Annotated in this window: 13 protein-coding genes; 10 read left to right on the plus strand and 3 right to left on the minus strand. The window is 50.0% G+C overall.

Going from position 1 to position 16,551, the window contains the following annotated elements; translation table 11 throughout:
• Positions 1-10: 10 nt before the first annotated feature.
• The 8 genes from secE (at position 11) to rpoC (ending at position 11,933) form a co-directional block, all read left to right on the plus strand.
• Positions 11-388, plus strand: a complete 378-nt coding sequence (gene secE / locus ACSF8X_RS02910) for a preprotein translocase subunit SecE (protein WP_047878450.1) — start codon at positions 11-13, stop codon at positions 386-388.
• 11 nt (positions 389-399) lie between these two features.
• Positions 400-945 (plus strand): transcription termination/antitermination protein NusG, encoded by a 546-nt coding sequence (nusG, locus tag ACSF8X_RS02915; RefSeq protein ID WP_047874630.1) that lies wholly within the window; start codon positions 400-402, stop codon positions 943-945.
• Between the two features lie 120 nt (positions 946-1,065).
• Positions 1,066-1,494 carry a 50S ribosomal protein L11 gene (rplK, locus tag ACSF8X_RS02920; RefSeq protein ID WP_047878449.1) on the plus strand — a complete coding sequence of 143 codons (429 nt, stop codon included), beginning with the start codon at positions 1,066-1,068 and terminating at the stop codon, positions 1,492-1,494.
• A gap of 4 nt (positions 1,495-1,498) precedes the next feature.
• Positions 1,499-2,200, plus strand: coding sequence for a 50S ribosomal protein L1 (rplA, locus tag ACSF8X_RS02925; protein WP_047878448.1), 702 nt, complete (start codon positions 1,499-1,501; stop codon positions 2,198-2,200).
• 245 nt (positions 2,201-2,445) lie between these two features.
• Positions 2,446-2,940 (plus strand): 50S ribosomal protein L10, encoded by a 495-nt coding sequence (rplJ, locus tag ACSF8X_RS02930; RefSeq protein ID WP_047878447.1) that lies wholly within the window; start codon positions 2,446-2,448, stop codon positions 2,938-2,940.
• Positions 2,941-2,999: 59 nt separating this feature from the next.
• Entirely contained in the window at positions 3,000-3,365 is a 366-nt protein-coding gene (gene rplL / locus ACSF8X_RS02935; RefSeq protein WP_047878446.1) for a 50S ribosomal protein L7/L12, read from the plus strand.
• 224 nt (positions 3,366-3,589) lie between these two features.
• Positions 3,590-7,615, plus strand: a complete 4,026-nt coding sequence (gene rpoB / locus ACSF8X_RS02940) for a DNA-directed RNA polymerase subunit beta (RefSeq protein ID WP_047878445.1) — start codon at positions 3,590-3,592, stop codon at positions 7,613-7,615.
• Between the two features lie 100 nt (positions 7,616-7,715).
• Positions 7,716-11,933 (plus strand): DNA-directed RNA polymerase subunit beta', encoded by a 4,218-nt coding sequence (gene rpoC / locus ACSF8X_RS02945; protein ID WP_047878444.1) that lies wholly within the window; start codon positions 7,716-7,718, stop codon positions 11,931-11,933.
• A 178-nt stretch (positions 11,934-12,111) separates the two neighbouring features.
• On the opposite strand, the gene rsd is transcribed toward rpoC, so the two are convergent.
• Positions 12,112-12,600 carry a sigma D regulator gene (gene rsd / locus ACSF8X_RS02950; RefSeq protein ID WP_205626065.1) on the minus strand — a complete coding sequence of 163 codons (489 nt, stop codon included), beginning with the start codon at positions 12,598-12,600 and terminating at the stop codon, positions 12,112-12,114.
• A gap of 150 nt (positions 12,601-12,750) precedes the next feature.
• On the opposite strand from rsd, the gene nudC reads away from it, so the two are divergent.
• Positions 12,751-13,527 carry an NAD(+) diphosphatase gene (gene nudC, locus ACSF8X_RS02955; RefSeq protein ID WP_500850657.1) on the plus strand — a complete coding sequence of 259 codons (777 nt, stop codon included), beginning with the start codon at positions 12,751-12,753 and terminating at the stop codon, positions 13,525-13,527.
• A 224-nt stretch (positions 13,528-13,751) separates the two neighbouring features.
• The gene (hemE, locus tag ACSF8X_RS02960) at positions 13,752-14,819 is read left to right on the plus strand and encodes a uroporphyrinogen decarboxylase (RefSeq protein WP_500850658.1); all 1,068 of its coding nucleotides are present in this window, start codon (positions 13,752-13,754) and stop codon (positions 14,817-14,819) included.
• 166 nt (positions 14,820-14,985) lie between these two features.
• Here the strand turns inward: hemE and ACSF8X_RS02965 are convergent, their stop codons facing one another.
• Together ACSF8X_RS02965 and ACSF8X_RS02970 are read right to left on the minus strand one after the other, a co-directional pair.
• Positions 14,986-15,597 carry a uracil-DNA glycosylase family protein gene (locus ACSF8X_RS02965; RefSeq protein ID WP_500850659.1) on the minus strand — a complete coding sequence of 204 codons (612 nt, stop codon included), beginning with the start codon at positions 15,595-15,597 and terminating at the stop codon, positions 14,986-14,988.
• A 17-nt stretch (positions 15,598-15,614) separates the two neighbouring features.
• Positions 15,615-16,529, minus strand: a complete 915-nt coding sequence (locus ACSF8X_RS02970) for a D-2-hydroxyacid dehydrogenase (protein ID WP_500850660.1) — start codon at positions 16,527-16,529, stop codon at positions 15,615-15,617.
• Positions 16,530-16,551: the final 22 nt, after the last annotated feature.

A 16,551-nucleotide genomic window follows, 5' to 3' on the forward strand; every position in this document is an offset into this window, starting at 1 on the left:
GGTTGGTTGTATGAAAGCGAATGCCGAAAACCAAAGCAGCTCCAGCAGTGTCGATGGCCTTAAGTGGGTTGTTGTCTTTGCTTTGCTAGCTGCCGCTGTGGTTGGTAATTACCTGTACAGTGATGTTTCTGTAGTGCTCCGAGCTGCTGCTGTCGTTGTCCTTGTGGCAATTGCAGGCGGTGTTGCTGCACTCACAGCAAAAGGTAAAACCGCGATTGCGTTTGCCCGCGAATCGCGCATGGAAGTCCGCAAGGTAGTATGGCCTACTCGTCAGGAAGCTACGCAGACAACCTTTATCGTTTTAGCTGTCACTGTCATTATGGCGTTAGCCTTATGGGGCATCGACGGCATCATGGTCCGTCTAGTCCGCCTAGTTACCGGTGTATGAGGTAAGAGTTCATGAGCGAAGCTCCAAAAAAACGATGGTATGTAGTACAGGCCTTTTCCGGTTTTGAAGGTCGTGTCGCCCAGTCACTACGTGAGCATATCAAAATGCACGGCATGGAAGAGCATTTCGAAGAAGTGCTAGTGCCTACTGAAGAAGTAGTCGAAGTTCGTGCCGGCCAGCGCCGTAAGAGTGAGCGTAAGTTCTTCCCAGGCTACGTGCTTGTTCAAATGGTGATGAACGACGAGACATGGCATCTGGTACGCAGTATCCCTCGTGTAATGGGGTTCATCGGCGGTACTTCTGACCGTCCGGCTCCGATCTCTGATAAAGAAGCAGATGCTATTCTTAATCGTCTTGAGAAAGCGAGTGAGTCACCAGTTCACAAAACTGTCTTTGAGCCGGGTGAAGTTGTCCGTGTTACTGATGGTCCGTTTGCTGACTTTAACGGTGTCGTGGAAGAAGTCGATTACGACAAGAGCCGCGTGAAAGTATCTGTATCGATCTTCGGTCGTGCAACGCCAGTTGAACTGGAGTTTGGCCAAGTCGAAAAGAGTTGAGCAATTAGTAATCAATTCTAGTTGTCAGGGGCGTGAAGTTGTTCTATAATTTCGCGCCCTTTCGTTAGACGGGGAGTCTATCTCTGATAGACGTTTGAACCCAAATTAAGGTAAATAGCAATGGCTAAAAAAGTAGAAGCTTATATTAAGCTACAAGTTGCCGCTGGTATGGCGAACCCAAGTCCACCAGTTGGTCCAGCTCTTGGTCAACACGGTGTTAACATCATGGAATTCTGTAAAGCGTTCAACGCAAAAACAGATTCTATGGAGAAAGGTCTACCTACTCCAGTAGTTATCACTGTATACAGCGACCGTTCTTTCACGTTCATCACTAAGACTCCTCCTGCTGCTGTTCTTCTTAAGAAAGCTGCTGGCGTTAAGTCTGGTTCTGGCCGTCCAAATACTGAGAAGGTTGGTACTATCACTGACGCACAGATCCAGGAAATCGCAGAAACTAAAGCTGCGGACATGACTGGTGCAGACATCGAAGCTATGAAGCGTTCGATTGCTGGTACTGCTCGTTCAATGGGTCTAGTGGTAGAGGGTTAAGACAATGGCAAAACTAACTAAGCGTATGCGCGTTATTCGCGAGAAAGTTGATGTTAACCGTGAGTACGACATCAATGAAGCTGTTGCTCTTCTGAAAGAACTAGCTACTGCTAAATTCACTGAAAGCGTTGACGTTGCTGTTAACCTTGGCATCGATGCACGTAAATCTGACCAGAACGTTCGTGGCGCAACAGTGCTACCACACGGTACTGGCCGTGACATCCGCGTAGCGGTATTCACTCAGGGTGCAAACGCTGAAGCTGCTAAAGAAGCTGGTGCTGATCTAGTGGGTATGGAAGATCTTGCTGAGCAAGTGAAGAAAGGCGAAATGAACTTCGACGTAGTTATCGCATCTCCTGATGCAATGCGCGTTGTTGGTCAGCTTGGTACCATTCTTGGTCCACGCGGCCTAATGCCAAACCCTAAAGTTGGTACTGTAACTCCTAACGTTGCTGAAGCGGTTAAGAACGCTAAAGCTGGTCAGGTTCGTTACCGTAACGACAAGAACGGTATCATCCACACTACTATCGGTAAAGTGGACTTCGATGCTGCTCAACTAAAAGAGAACCTAGAGTCTCTTCTAGTTGCTCTGAAGAAAGCGAAGCCTTCTTCAGCTAAAGGTACTTTCATCAAGAAAGTAAGCCTGTCTACCACTATGGGTGCAGGTGTAGCGCTAGACCAGAATACTCTGGAAACTAACGTTTAATGATTTGCAGAAACGTCAAATTTGTGTATAATTTGGCGTTTCCGAATTCATGGCTGAGGTTGCAGCGTAAGTTGTGACCTTCGTCAAAGACCGTAGGCGTTTAGACCCTTTGGGTAGAAACTTAATATCACCTACGTAGACGGTGCCAGAACATGATTGATGTAAGTCTTTCTTGGATCTGCGCCGTACAAACTCTCCTGCCATTTCGGCAGTGAGTGGTGTCAAACAATCCAGGAGCAAATCCAATGGCATTAAATCTTCAAGACAAAAAAGCAATTGTTGCTGAAGTCAACGAAGCTGCCAATGGTGCCCTGTCTGCAGTTGTTGCTGACTCTCGCGGCGTTACTGTGGGTGCGATGACTTCTCTACGTAAACTAGCTCGTGAAAACGGCGTTTACCTGAAAGTTGTTCGTAACACACTAGCACGTCGTGCTGTTGAAGGTACTGATTTCGAATGTCTTACTGAGACTTTCGTAGGTCCTTCACTAATCGGTTTCTCTAACGAGCACCCAGGTGCTGCAGCGCGTCTTTTCAAAGACTTCGCTAAAGAGAACAAAGATTTCGAGATCAAAGCTGCTGCATTCGAAGGCGCTATTGCTAACGTTGAAGTACTAGCAACTCTACCAACATACGACGAAGCTATCGCACGCCTAATGATGTGCATGAAAGAAGCGTCTGCTGGTAAACTTGTACGTACTATCGCTGCAGTACGTGATCAGAAAGAAGAAGCTGCTGCTTAATTGCCGCACTTTATCTGATTACTATTTAAACTATTTGTTGATTTTTAAAGAGAATTGTTATGTCTATCACTAACGAGCAAATCCTAGACGCAGTTGCAGAAATGTCTGTAATGCAGGTTGTAGAACTAATCGAAGCAATGGAAGAGAAGTTCGGTGTAACTGCTGCTGCTGCAGTAGTAGCTGGCGGCGCTGCTGCTGAGTCTGCTGAAGAGCAAACTGAATTCGACGTAATCCTAACTTCTGCTGGCGCTAACAAAGTTGCTGTAATCAAAGCAGTACGTGGCGCAACTGGTCTAGGCCTGAAAGAAGCTAAAGCTCTAGTAGACGGCGCTCCAGCACCTCTGAAAGAAGGTGTTGAAAAAGCTGAAGCTGAAGCTCTTAAAGCTCAGCTAGAAGAAGCTGGTGCTTCTGTTGAAGTTAAGTAATAATTACTTAATTTCTTAGCCTTAATTGGCTAATGGCTGGTGGCAAAAATGCCACCGGCCTTTTTGCGCTGTAGGGTGGTGGTGTTTTCACATTGTTTTGCGACCTCCACTCGTGCAAAAAGCAGTCCATCTTTCTCAGGACTGTTCCTACAACAAACAGTGTTATTAGTCACTGCTCCTCGTTTTGAGCAGTTTGGATCACTTATCAGCGATCTGAGGAACCTATGGTTTACTCTTATACCGAGAAAAAGCGTATCCGTAAGGATTTTGGTAAGCGTCCACAAGTCCTGGATGTTCCATATTTGCTGTCGATCCAGCTTGAGTCCTTTGATAAGTTCATCGAGCAGGATCCAGAAGGGCATTACGGTCTAGAAGCTGCCTTTCGTTCTGTTTTTCCAATTCAGAGCTATAACGGCAATTCCGAGCTGCAATACGTTAGCTATCGTCTCGGTGAGCCGGTCTTCGATGTCAAAGAATGTCAGATTCGTGGCGTAACCTACTCTGCACCACTTCGCGTTAAACTACGTCTTGTGATGTATGATAAAGACGCGCCTGCGGGCACCGTTAAAGACATCAAAGAACAAGAAGTTTACATGGGCGAAATTCCGCTCATGACAGATAACGGTACATTCGTTATTAACGGTACCGAGAGGGTTATCGTATCCCAGCTGCACCGTAGCCCGGGTGTGTTCTTCGACAGCGATAAGGGTAAAACCCACTCCTCAGGTAAAGTGCTATATAACGCACGCGTAATCCCTTACCGTGGTTCATGGTTGGATTTCGAATTTGATCCTAAGGATAACGTATTCGTACGTATCGACCGTCGTCGTAAGCTTCCAGCATCAATCATTCTGCGTGCGCTAGGTTACAGCACCGAGCAGATCCTTGACATGTTCTTCGAAAAAGTAAACTTCGAAGTTCAGGGCAAGTCTCTTGTGATGGAGCTGGTACCTGATCGCCTACGTGGTGAGACCGCTAGCTTCGATATCGTTGCTAACGGCACCGTTTACGTAGAGCAGGGCCGCCGTATTACAGCTCGCCATATCCGCCAGCTGTCTAAAGACGGTGTTGACCACATCGAAGTACCTGTTGAGTACATCGTGGGCAAGATTGCCGCTCGTGACTACGTGAACGAAGAAACTGGCGAACTGATCGCCGCTGCTAACCAGGAACTAAGCCTGGAAACGCTAGCGATGCTGTCTCAGGCTGGTTACAAGTCATTGGAAGTTCTATTTACCAATGATCTAGATTTCGGTCCGTACATGTCAGACACCCTACGTGTCGACAACACGACTGACCGTCTAAGTGCGCTAGTAGAAATCTACCGCATGATGCGCCCTGGCGAGCCGCCAACGCGTGAAGCCGCTGAGCAGCTATTCGAAAGCCTATTCTTTACAGAAGAGCGCTACGACCTGTCTGCTGTTGGCCGCATGAAGTTCAACAGCTCTCTGGGCCGTGAAGAAACTACCGGTGCCGGTACTTTGGATCACGCGGATATCATCGACGTAATGCGTCGTCTGATCGACATCCGTAACGGTAAAGGCGAAGTGGACGATATCGACCACCTTGGCAACCGTCGTATCCGTTCTGTCGGTGAAATGGCAGAAAACCAGTTCCGTGTTGGTCTAGTACGTGTTGAGCGTGCAGTTAAAGAGCGTCTAAGCCTAGGCGATCTTGATGCTGTAATGCCTCAAGACCTGATCAACGCCAAGCCAATTTCTGCGGCAGTGAAAGAGTTCTTCGGCTCTTCTCAGCTGTCTCAGTTTATGGACCAGAACAACCCACTGTCAGAAGTTACTCACAAACGTCGTATCTCGGCGCTTGGCCCAGGTGGTCTGACTCGTGAGCGAGCTGGCTTTGAGGTTCGAGACGTACACGCGACCCACTACGGTCGTCTATGTCCTATCGAAACGCCTGAAGGTCCAAACATCGGTTTGATCAACTCACTGTCAGTATTTGCTCAGTGTAACCCATACGGTTTCTTGGAAACTCCATACCGTAAAGTGGTTGACGGCAAAGTGACAGAAGATATCGACTACCTGTCAGCGATCGAAGAAGGTCAATACGTTATTGCACAGGCGAACGCCGTGCTTAACGAAGACGGTTCTTTCGCCGATGAACTGATCACCGCTCGTCAGAAAGGTGAATCAGGTCTGCACCCACGTGACCATGTCCAGTACATGGACGTTGCAACCAACCAGGTTGTATCGGTAGCAGCCTCGCTAATCCCGTTCCTTGAACACGATGATGCTAACCGTGCCCTTATGGGTGCGAACATGCAGCGTCAGGCCGTTCCAACACTGCGCGCTGACAAGCCGCTTGTAGGTACTGGTATCGAGCGTAACGTAGCGGTTGACTCCGGTGTAACGGCAGTTGCTAAACGTGGCGGTATGGTTCAGTCAGTAGATGCATCTCGTATCGTTATCAAAGTTAACGAAGACGAGTTGGTACCAGGCGAAGCGGGTATCGACATCTACAACCTAACTAAGTACACCCGTTCTAACCAGAACACTTGTATCAACCAGCGTCCAACTGTGATGCCGGGTGAACCTGTGGCTCGTGGTGACGTGCTGGCCGATGGTCCTTCAACAGACCTTGGCGAACTAGCACTAGGCCAGAACATGCGTATCGCGTTCATGCCTTGGAACGGTTACAACTTCGAAGACTCCATCTTGGTATCTGAGCGTGTTGTACAGGAAGATCGCCTGACAACTATCCACATCCAAGAGCTATCTTGTGTGGCGCGTGACACCAAGCTAGGCGCAGAAGAAATTACAGCCGATATCCCTAACGTGGGTGAAGCTGCACTTTCTAAGCTGGATGAGTCAGGTATCGTTTACATCGGTGCTGAAGTTAAGGGTGGCGACATCCTCGTTGGTAAAGTGACACCTAAGGGTGAAACTCAGCTAACTCCTGAAGAGAAGCTACTACGTGCAATCTTCGGTGAGAAAGCCTCTGACGTTAAAGACTCTTCTCTACGTGTACCAAACTCAGTGTCTGGTACGATCATCGACGTTCAAGTCTTTACTCGCGATGGCGTAGAAAAAGACAAGCGTGCGCTTGAAATCGAAGAGATGCAGCTGAAAGAAGCGAAGAAAGACATCACAGAAGAATTCCAGATCCTTGAGGGTGGTCTTCTTGCTCGTGTACGCACGCTTCTACTTGCTTCTGGCTACAGCGAAGATCGACTAATGTCGATGGACCGCGAGAAGCTATTTGCACAGACGTTGGATGACGAAGGTCAGCAAAACCTACTTGAGCAGCTTGCTGAGCAGTACGACGAACTGAAAGCTGAGTTCGATAAGAAATTTGAAACCAAGCGCCGTAAGATCACTCAGGGTGATGACCTAGCGCCGGGTGTCCTTAAGATTGTTAAGGTATACCTAGCTGTTAAGCGTCGTATCCAGCCTGGTGATAAGATGGCGGGTCGTCACGGTAACAAGGGTGTAATCTCTAAGATCAACCCTGTTGAAGATATGCCGTACGATGAAAAAGGTCAGACAGTTGATATCGTACTAAACCCACTGGGTGTACCGTCTCGTATGAACATCGGTCAGATCCTGGAGACTCACTTGGGTCTTGCAGCGAAAGGTATCGGTGACAAACTTAACGAGATGCTAAAAGAGCAGCAGGAACTGCATCAGTTCCGTAACTTCCTGCAGAAGGTCTACGATCTAGGTGATACTCGCCAGAAAGTTGACATCGCAGAGCTAAGTGATGCTGAAGTACGCACTCTGGTACAGAACCTGCGTAAGGGTCTACCAATCGCGACACCAGTCTTCGACGGTGCGCCAGAATCTTCTATCAAAGAGCTTCTGAAGTTGGGTGATCTACCAGAATCTGGTCAGCTAACACTGTTTGACGGTCGTACCGGTGACAAGTTTGAGCGTCCTGTAACTGTTGGTTACATGTACATGCTGAAACTGAACCACTTGGTTGACGACAAGATGCACGCCCGTTCTACCGGTTCTTACAGCCTTGTTACTCAGCAGCCGCTAGGTGGTAAAGCTCAGTTCGGTGGTCAGCGTTTCGGTGAGATGGAAGTGTGGGCACTAGAAGCATACGGTGCAGCATACACCCTACAGGAAATGCTAACTGTTAAGTCGGATGACGTTAACGGCCGTACGAAGATGTACAAGAACATCGTCGATGGCGACCATCGTATGGAACCTGGTATGCCGGAATCGTTCAACGTATTGTTGAAAGAAATCCGCTCGTTGGGTATCAACATCGAGCTGGAAGACGAATAAGCCTCGGTTTCATACCAAGATTTATTAGTTACTCCGGTATAAATATGAAGGCGCCAGTAGACTGGCGCCTTTATGGGTCAACTCCTCACAGGAGCCGAATGTGAAAGACTTACTTAAGTTTCTGAAAGCACAGCACAAGACTGAAGAATTTGATGCAATCAAAATCGGTCTTGCTTCACCTGACATGATTCGTTCATGGTCTTTCGGTGAAGTGAAAAAACCAGAAACCATCAACTACCGTACCTTCAAGCCTGAGCGTGACGGCCTTTTCTGTGCACGTATCTTTGGCCCGGTAAAAGACTACGAGTGTCTTTGTGGCAAATACAAGCGCCTGAAGCACCGTGGTGTTATCTGTGAAAAATGTGGTGTTGAAGTTACTCAGACCAAAGTACGCCGTGAGCGTATGGGTCACATCGAGCTAGCTTCTCCTGTTGCCCACATCTGGTTCCTGAAGTCACTGCCATCTCGTATCGGTCTGCTAATGGACATGCCGCTACGTGATATCGAGCGTGTACTTTACTTCGAATCATACGTTGTTATCGAACCAGGTATGACCAACCTTGAGCGTAGCCAGCTGCTTTCTGAAGAGCAGTACCTGGATGCACTTGAAGAGTGGGGCGACGAGTTCGACGCGAAGATGGGTGCCGAAGCTGTTCAAGCATTGCTTGGCAACATGGACCTAAGCGCTGAAATCGAACTGATGCGCGAAGAGTTGGAAGAAACTAACTCTGAGACCAAGCGCAAGAAGCTAACCAAGCGTCTGAAGCTTGTAGAAGCATTCCTGCAGTCAGGTAACAACCCTGAGTGGATGATCCTGTCTGTTCTGCCAGTTCTGCCGCCGGATCTACGTCCGTTGGTACCGCTGGACGGCGGCCGTTTCGCAACGTCTGATCTGAACGATCTGTACCGTCGCGTAATCAACCGTAACAACCGTCTGAAGCGTCTATTGGATCTGGCTGCTCCTGATATCATCGTACGCAACGAAAAGCGTATGCTTCAGGAATCTGTTGACGCACTGCTTGATAACGGTCGTCGCGGCCGCGCTATCACGGGTTCAAACAAGCGTCCTCTGAAATCTTTGGCTGATATGATCAAAGGTAAGCAGGGTCGTTTCCGTCAGAACCTACTTGGTAAGCGTGTAGACTACTCTGGCCGTTCTGTTATCACCGTAGGTCCATACCTGCGTCTGCACCAGTGTGGTCTTCCTAAGAAGATGGCACTAGAGCTATTTAAGCCATTCATCTACGGCAAGCTGGAAACTCGTGGCCTAGCGACGACAATCAAAGCTGCCAAGAAGATGGTAGAGCGTGAAGAAGCGGTAGTTTGGGATATCCTGGACGAAGTGATTCGCGAACACCCAGTAATGCTTAACCGTGCACCAACACTGCACCGTCTAGGTATTCAGGCATTTGAACCAGTACTGATCGAAGGTAAAGCGATTCAGCTTCACCCACTTGTGTGTGCGGCATACAACGCCGACTTCGATGGTGACCAGATGGCGGTACACGTACCTCTGACTCTGGAAGCGCAGCTTGAAGCTCGTGCTCTGATGATGTCTACCAACAACATCCTATCGCCAGCGTCTGGTGATCCGATCATCGTACCTTCTCAGGACGTTGTATTGGGTCTTTACTACATGACGCGTGACAAGATCAACGCGAAGGGTGAAGGCATGTACCTAGCGGGTCCTGCGGAAGCTGAAAAAGCTTACCGTACAGGCAACGCTGAACTGCACTCACGTGTAAAAGTACGTATCACTCAGTTTGTGAAAGATGCACAGGGCAACCTGACTCCTGAAACTAAGCTAATTGATACGACTGTTGGTCGTGCAATGCTATGGAAGATCGTACCAAAAGGTCTGCCATACAGCCTAGTGAACACAGAAGCACTGGGTAAGAAGCAAATTTCTAAGCTACTGAACACCTGTTACCGTGAACTGGGCATGAAAGAGACAGTCGTCTTTGCTGACCAGATCATGTACACCGGTTTTGCTTACGCGGCACTGTCTGGCGTATCGGTTGGTATCGACGACATGGTTGTACCTGAAGCCAAGTACACCAAGATCGCAGAAGCAGAAGCGGAAGTTGCTGAAATTCAGGAGCAGTTCCAGTCTGGTCTGGTTACTGCCGGCGAACGTTACAACAAAGTTATCGATATCTGGGCAACAGCCAACGAGCAGGTTGCTAAGGCGATGATGGATAACCTGTCTTTCGACACCGTTATCAACCGTGACGGCGAAGAAGAACAGCAGAAATCGTTCAACAGCGTATACATGATGGCCGACTCTGGTGCGCGTGGTTCTGCCGCTCAGATCCGTCAGCTAGCGGGTATGCGTGGTCTGATGGCTAAGCCGGATGGCTCGATCATCGAAACACCGATCACAGCGAACTTCCGTGAAGGTCTGAACGTACTTCAGTACTTTATCTCAACCCACGGTGCTCGTAAGGGTCTTGCGGATACCGCACTTAAGACTGCGAACTCCGGTTACCTGACTCGTCGTCTAGTAGACGTTGCGCAGGACGTTGTGATCACGTCTGACGATTGTGGTACACACGCTGGTATCACTATGATGCCTCTGATCGAAGGTGGTGACGTTAAAGAGCCTCTAGGTTCTCGCGTACTAGGCCGTGTTGTTGCTGAAGATGTGATGAAGCCAGGTACTGAAGAAGTACTTGCTCCACGCAACACCCTTCTTGACGAGAAATGGTGTGACATTCTAGAAGCCAACTCTGTTGACTTCGTGAAAGTACGTTCTGTTGTTACCTGTGAGAACGACTTCGGTTGCTGTAAGTTCTGTTACGGTCGTGACCTAGCTCGTGGTCACCTGGTTAACCAAGGTGAAGCAGTTGGTGTTGTAGCGGCACAGTCAATCGGTGAACCGGGTACACAGCTGACAATGCGTACGTTCCACATCGGTGGTGCGGCATCTGCGGCAGCGGCTGAAAACAGCATCCAGGTTAAGAACAACGGTTCTGTGAAACTGCAAAACGCTAAGTTCGTTATCAACAACGACGGCAAGCTAGTTATCACATCTCGTGCGTCTGAAATGACCATCATTGATGAATTTGGTCGTACGAAAGAGAACTACAAGCTACCTTACGGTTCTCACCTGTCTAAAGCAGACGGTGAAGAAGTGGCAGCTGGCGAAGTAGTTGCGAACTGGGACCCACACACAATGCCAATCATCACTGAAGTGGCAGGTCGTGTGCAGTTTGTTGACCTGATCGACGGTGTGACAGTTTCTCGCCAGACTGATGAGCTAACAGGCCTGTCTATGATCACTGTACTTGACGCTGCAGAGCGTACCGGTGCGGGTAAAGACATGCGTCCTACCATCAAGCTGGTTGACGAAAGCGGCAACGACGTGATGATCGCGGGTACTGAAATGCCGGCACAGTACTTCCTACCTGGTAAAGCAATTATCCAGCTAGAAGACGGTGCAATGGTTGGTATCGGTGATACGCTATCTCGTATTCCACAGGCATCTGGCGGTACTAAAGATATCACCGGTGGTCTACCTCGCGTAGCCGACCTGTTCGAAGCACGTAAGCCGAAAGAGCCTGCAATCCTAGCGGAAATCACAGGTACTGTATCGTTCGGTAAGGAAACTAAAGGCAAGCGTCGTCTGATCATTACGCCTGCTGAAGGTAACGCTTACGAAGAGATGGTTCCTAAGTGGCGTCAGCTGAACGTGTTCGAAGGTGAGCGCGTAGAGCGTGGTGATGTTATCGCCGATGGTCCAGAGTCTCCACACGATATCCTGCGTCTGCGTGGTGTTCACGCGGTAGCGGATTACATCGTGAACGAGGTTCAGGAAGTTTACCGTCTACAGGGCGTTAAGATTAACGATAAGCACATCGAAACGATCATTCGCCAGATGCTGCGTAAGGTAACGATTGTTTCTGCGGGTGACTCTGAGTTCCTACCTGGTGAGCAGGTTGAATACTCTCGCGTAACTATCGCGAACCGTAAGCTTGAAGCTGAAGGTAAGCTAGTTGCGACTTACGAGCGTGACCTACTGGGTATCACGAAGGCATCGCTAGCAACTGAATCGTTCATCTCTGCGGCATCGTTCCAGGAAACAACGCGCGTTCTAACAGAAGCCGCTGTATCTGGTAAGCGCGATGAGCTACGTGGTCTGAAAGAGAACGTAATCGTTGGTCGTCTGATCCCTGCAGGTACCGGTTTCGCGTACCATCAGCAGCGTCAGCGCCAGCGTGATGCGGAGCTTGAGCCAGTAGCACCTCAGGTAGATGTTGAGCAAGCGTCTCAGGATCTTGCAGCATTGCTAAATGCTGGTCTGAGTGACGAGAACTAATCTCGGTCGTTAAGACAATGAAAAAAGGGTACCTTCGGGTACCCTTTTTTATTATCTGTTATTTTTGATTGGGCAAGTCATAAAGCTAGCTATCTGCAGCAAGTATGCTGGTGGAGAAAGCGTCTGAAAGCCCCCGCCTTGCATTTGCAGGGCAGGGAGTGCTTCAGAGGTTGCTGTATCAGGCACCTGGTGGACAGGCTAGACTTTCACCGATCAGATCAATCAGGGTATCTTCAAGCGCGAAACGCAGCTCAATGAGTTCACCGATTGCCGACAAATCATCATTGAAGTCTGGCAATTCATCGTCATCTTTGACTTCGGTATATTTATCGGCGAAATTGAGAAGTGGATCAGTGGTTTGGGTAATTGTAGCGTAGAGTTGGGAGATTTCTTCGGTAGGCGAGTAGCCAGTCGCATTCCAGCGAGCCATTACCATATCGTAGATTTTAAAATGGCCTTCAGAGATGTAATCAACGAGTTGTTGGCAGAAAAGCTGGAGTTGGGAGGTGGTTGGCAGTTGTCGGCTATTGTGTTCGAATGGCGGCATGCCGGCCAGCTTGCAGTAATCTATCAGTAATTGCTGCCTCGACATCAGCCAGTGGTCAATCACATCGCTGCTGCCGCCCCATTGCTTTTGTACTTGCTCAAATTTGCTTAACATGACCATGCCCTCATGATCTACAGTACCGAAACGGGGGTACTGATAACAATACCTGTTAATCTCTTATAAAAGAGAACCTTGGATTACGGACTCACTTCCGTATTACGTTTAGATTGCCAGCAAAAGCGATACCCTGCAAGGATGGATGTGAAGTTGATGTTAAAAAATCAAGAATTAGCCTATTGGTGCATTGTTAGAGAACGCCTTATTTATTTGGAAGATCAACAGCTTCCCCTGACTTCCCGAGCTACGGCGGCGTTTTCGTCGGAGAACGCCGTTGAAATTGGACAATATCAAGGCCGCCCGGTTTACTGGCTTGAGGCGCCGGAGTCTCTGCCTGACGAGAAATTCCATAGCCTGAGAGCATTGCTTAGTTGCGATGCCAGCTTGTTCAACTTGGCCGGACGGGCCTCCCAGTTATCTCATATGCGCCATACCCAAGCCTATTGCTCCCAGTGCGGATCGCGCTGTCGGTTTGATACGCAAGCCGTGGCAATGGTATGTGAGCAGTGTCATGGGGTGCATTATCCCCGTGTCTCGCCTTGTGTGATTGTCGCTGTTCGCAAAGACGATAAAATTCTGCTGGCCCAACACCCTCGTCATAAAAATGGTATGTACACGGTGATCGCTGGTTTTGTCGAAGCGGGCGAAACGCTGGAGCAGTGCGTGGTACGTGAAGTGCGTGAGGAGACAGGGATAGAAGTGACCAATGTTCGGTATTTCGGTAGCCAACCTTGGGCGTTTCCGTCCAACTTGATGATGGGTTTTCTGGCCGACTACCAAAGTGGCGAACTCAAGCCGGATTATGCCGAGCTGACGGATGCGATATGGGCGACCAGGGAGACACTGCCAGAGGTTGCCCCAGCCGGTACGATTGCTCGCGGTCTGATCGAGGAGACCTTGGTTCTGATAGCAGATAAAGGCCAAGCATAAAAAAACCCTCCGATAGGAGGGGTAAGGTGCAGTTATTTTGCCTTCTACGAGCAAAATCATTGTTATTATTGCTAGCGCGCAGAATTTGTACCACGATAAGGCGACTTGCCGCAAATTTGGTGAATGGATTGTTGCTCTAAACTTGATCCGCTTAACAAAGCGCTTCTTTAGTTGCGATAGGTTAGTGATACAATAGCTCGCTGAAACACACCATGGAGTCCCTAATGAGTGAATTAAAGAATGACCGCTACCTGCGTGCTTTGCTGAAGCAGCCAGTAGACTGCACACCTGTATGGATGATGCGCCAAGCTGGCCGCTACTTGCCAGAGTACCGGGCAACCCGCAGCGTGGCAGGTGACTTCATGTCGCTATGTAAAAATGCCGAGTTGGCCAGTGAAGTGACTTTGCAGCCGCTGCGCCGTTTTCCGCTGGACGCGGCGATCCTGTTCTCTGATATCCTGACGATCCCGGATGCGATGGGATTGGGATTGCGTTTTGCTGCAGGCGAAGGCCCGGTTTTTGACCGCCCGATCACCTGCAAGGCCGATGTCGACAAGATTGGTCTGCCTGATCCTGAAGGCGAGTTGCAGTATGTGATGAACGCCGTGCGCCAGATCCGCAAAGATCTTCAAGGCGAAGTGCCATTGATCGGTTTCTCCGGTAGCCCGTGGACGCTAGCGACTTACATGGTTGAAGGCGGTAGCTCAAAGGCATTCACCAAGATCAAGAAAATGATGTACGCCGAGCCGCAAACCCTGCATCTGTTGCTGGATAAGTTGGCAGACAGCGTGACCGAATACCTGAACGCTCAAATCAAAGCCGGTGCTCAGTCGGTGATGATCTTCGATACTTGGGGTGGTGTACTGACACCGCGTGATTACAACGAGTTTTCACTGCGCTACATGCACAAGATTGTCGATGGTTTGATCCGTGAAAACGAAGGCCGTCGCGTACCAGTAACGCTGTTCACCAAAAACGGCGGCATGTGGCTAGAGCAAATCGCAGCAACGGGCTGTGATGCAGTCGGCCTAGACTGGACCATTGATATTGCTGATGCCAAGCGTCGCGTGGGTGATAAAGTTGCCCTGCAAGGCAACATGGATCCATCTATGTTGTATGCCCAGCCTGAGCGTATTTGCCAAGAGGTGGCAACAATTCTCGAGGGATACGGCAACGAAGGTACCGGCCATGTGTTCAACCTTGGTCACGGTATCCATTTGGACGTGCCGCCTGAGAATGCGGGCGTGTTCGTGGAAGCGGTGCACGAGCTGTCTAAGCCGTACCACAAATAATACCTTGATGCTTCACGGCTGGGCTCAATGGCAGCATCGAAAGTGCCCATTTATGCTTATAAACTGCGCGCTTTCTCTTTGCTCTTAACCCCAGCCGCTCTGCCTCAATGCATTATTGCTCCCTGATAAAGCCCACACAATGAAAGTTGTGTGGGCTTTTGTTTATCTATTCCTTTGTTAATCCAAGGTGCTGGTGGACGTAATCGCGGATATAGGGCACGACCTCTTCCTCGAACCACGGGTTGCGCTTGAGCCAGAGGGTGTTGCGCGGCGAAGGGTGCGGCATCGGGATAAAACGCGGTGCCCACTGCTGCCACCGCTTGACGGTGTCGGTGAGGGCCTTGGGTTTGTCACTGAGGTAACGTTGCTGGGCATATTGGCCGATCAGCAGCGTCATGCCGATCTGTGGCAGCAAAGGCAGAACTTGTGGGTGCCATTGTGGGGCGCATTCTGGTCTGGGCGGCAAATCACCGGATTTTCCTTTGCCCGGATAGCATAACCCCATCGGCATAATGGCAATGTGTTGTGGGTTGTAGAATGTATCACGGTCAATCTCTAGCCATCGGCGCAGGCGCTCACCGCTTTGGTCGTCCCAAGGGATCCCGCTGGCGTGGACACGGGTGCCGGGTGCCTGACCGATAATCATCAGCTTGGCACTGTTGGCGGCTTGGATCACAGGGCGGGGGCCGAGCGGCAGGTGATCCTTGCAGATCTCGCAGCTGCGTATTTGATCGAGCAGTCCATCTAGCGGTGCTGCATGGCTTGTACATGTCTTCATTGATGCTTGTCGGCTTGTCAGTATCCTTGATTGAAGTCTATCAGGTACCGGAGCGGCTTGTTGTTCGCCAGCAGAGAGTAGTTGTCGGCGAAGATATCGACAACATCCTCGGGAAAGCTGACTGCAGCAATATGAGGGGTGACGGTGATTTGCGGGTGCTGCCAGAAAGGATGCTCCTGCGGCAACGGTTCTTGTTTGAATACATCGAGGAAGGCATGGTGGATTGCGCCGCTAGCGAGTGCTTGAAGCAGGCCTTCCTCGCACAGGGCATTGCCTCGACCGACATTAAACAGCAAGGCTCCTTGGCATAGTCCTAGCCGCTCGGCATTGAGCAGATCATCGGTTTTCGGGGTTGCGGGTAGGGTTGATACCACTATATCGGCAACGGGAAGCCAGCGATCCAGCATATCTATCTTGGCTATATCATCAAAACCTCCGGCGTTGCTCGACTGACCGCTACGGTTGACGCCAACAGAGCGCAATCCCAGTGCGCGTGCAGCGGTGGCGAGTTGGTTGCCGATACTTCCGGTGCCGAGGATCAGCATGGTCAGCCCGGCCAGACTTCGGTAGGGTTTGGGAGACCACTGATGTTGCATTTGCAGCTGGTGGTAATCGCGTAAATGGCGGGTAAGAGCAAGCATATTGCCGAGCACGTATTCGCTGATGAGCTGGCCGAAGCAGCCTCGGACATTGGTAAGGAGATAGTCCCGGCGCAGTCCCGGTGCGGTTAGGGTGTCAATGCCGGCATAGGTCGACTGCAACCACTGTAGGCGGGGAAAGTCTTCTAGCCTATTTGCGACAGCGGGTGGGTCAGCCAGCAGGATGGTGGCAAGGCGAGGATCGTCGGTCAGCTCCATACCGGGGAGTTCAAGGGCTTCGATCTGTTGCTGGTATCGGTGCGGATCATTGGTGCAGATCATCAGATTGTGCATAGGAAATCCTTCTATGGATGCA

This window comes from Photobacterium panuliri (assembly GCF_059920555.1).

What these genes read in the sequence shown, in the direction of transcription:
- secE (WP_047878450.1), top strand. Translation starts at nt 11, where the DNA reads ATGAAAGCGAATGCCGAAAACCAAAGCAGCTCCAGCAGTGTCGATGGC.
- nusG (WP_047874630.1), top strand. Translation starts at nt 400, where the DNA reads ATGAGCGAAGCTCCAAAAAAACGATGGTATGTAGTACAGGCCTTTTCC.
- rplK (WP_047878449.1), top strand. Translation starts at nt 1,066, where the DNA reads ATGGCTAAAAAAGTAGAAGCTTATATTAAGCTACAAGTTGCCGCTGGT.
- rplA (WP_047878448.1), top strand. Translation starts at nt 1,499, where the DNA reads ATGGCAAAACTAACTAAGCGTATGCGCGTTATTCGCGAGAAAGTTGAT.
- rplJ (WP_047878447.1), top strand. Translation starts at nt 2,446, where the DNA reads ATGGCATTAAATCTTCAAGACAAAAAAGCAATTGTTGCTGAAGTCAAC.
- rplL (WP_047878446.1), top strand. Translation starts at nt 3,000, where the DNA reads ATGTCTATCACTAACGAGCAAATCCTAGACGCAGTTGCAGAAATGTCT.
- rpoB (WP_047878445.1), top strand. Translation starts at nt 3,590, where the DNA reads ATGGTTTACTCTTATACCGAGAAAAAGCGTATCCGTAAGGATTTTGGT.
- rsd (WP_205626065.1), bottom strand. Translation starts at nt 12,600, where the DNA reads ATGGTCATGTTAAGCAAATTTGAGCAAGTACAAAAGCAATGGGGCGGC.
- nudC (WP_500850657.1), top strand. Translation starts at nt 12,751, where the DNA reads ATGTTAAAAAATCAAGAATTAGCCTATTGGTGCATTGTTAGAGAACGC.
- hemE (WP_500850658.1), top strand. Translation starts at nt 13,752, where the DNA reads ATGAGTGAATTAAAGAATGACCGCTACCTGCGTGCTTTGCTGAAGCAG.
- ACSF8X_RS02965 (WP_500850659.1), bottom strand. Translation starts at nt 15,597, where the DNA reads ATGAAGACATGTACAAGCCATGCAGCACCGCTAGATGGACTGCTCGAT.
- ACSF8X_RS02970 (WP_500850660.1), bottom strand. Translation starts at nt 16,529, where the DNA reads ATGCACAATCTGATGATCTGCACCAATGATCCGCACCGATACCAGCAA.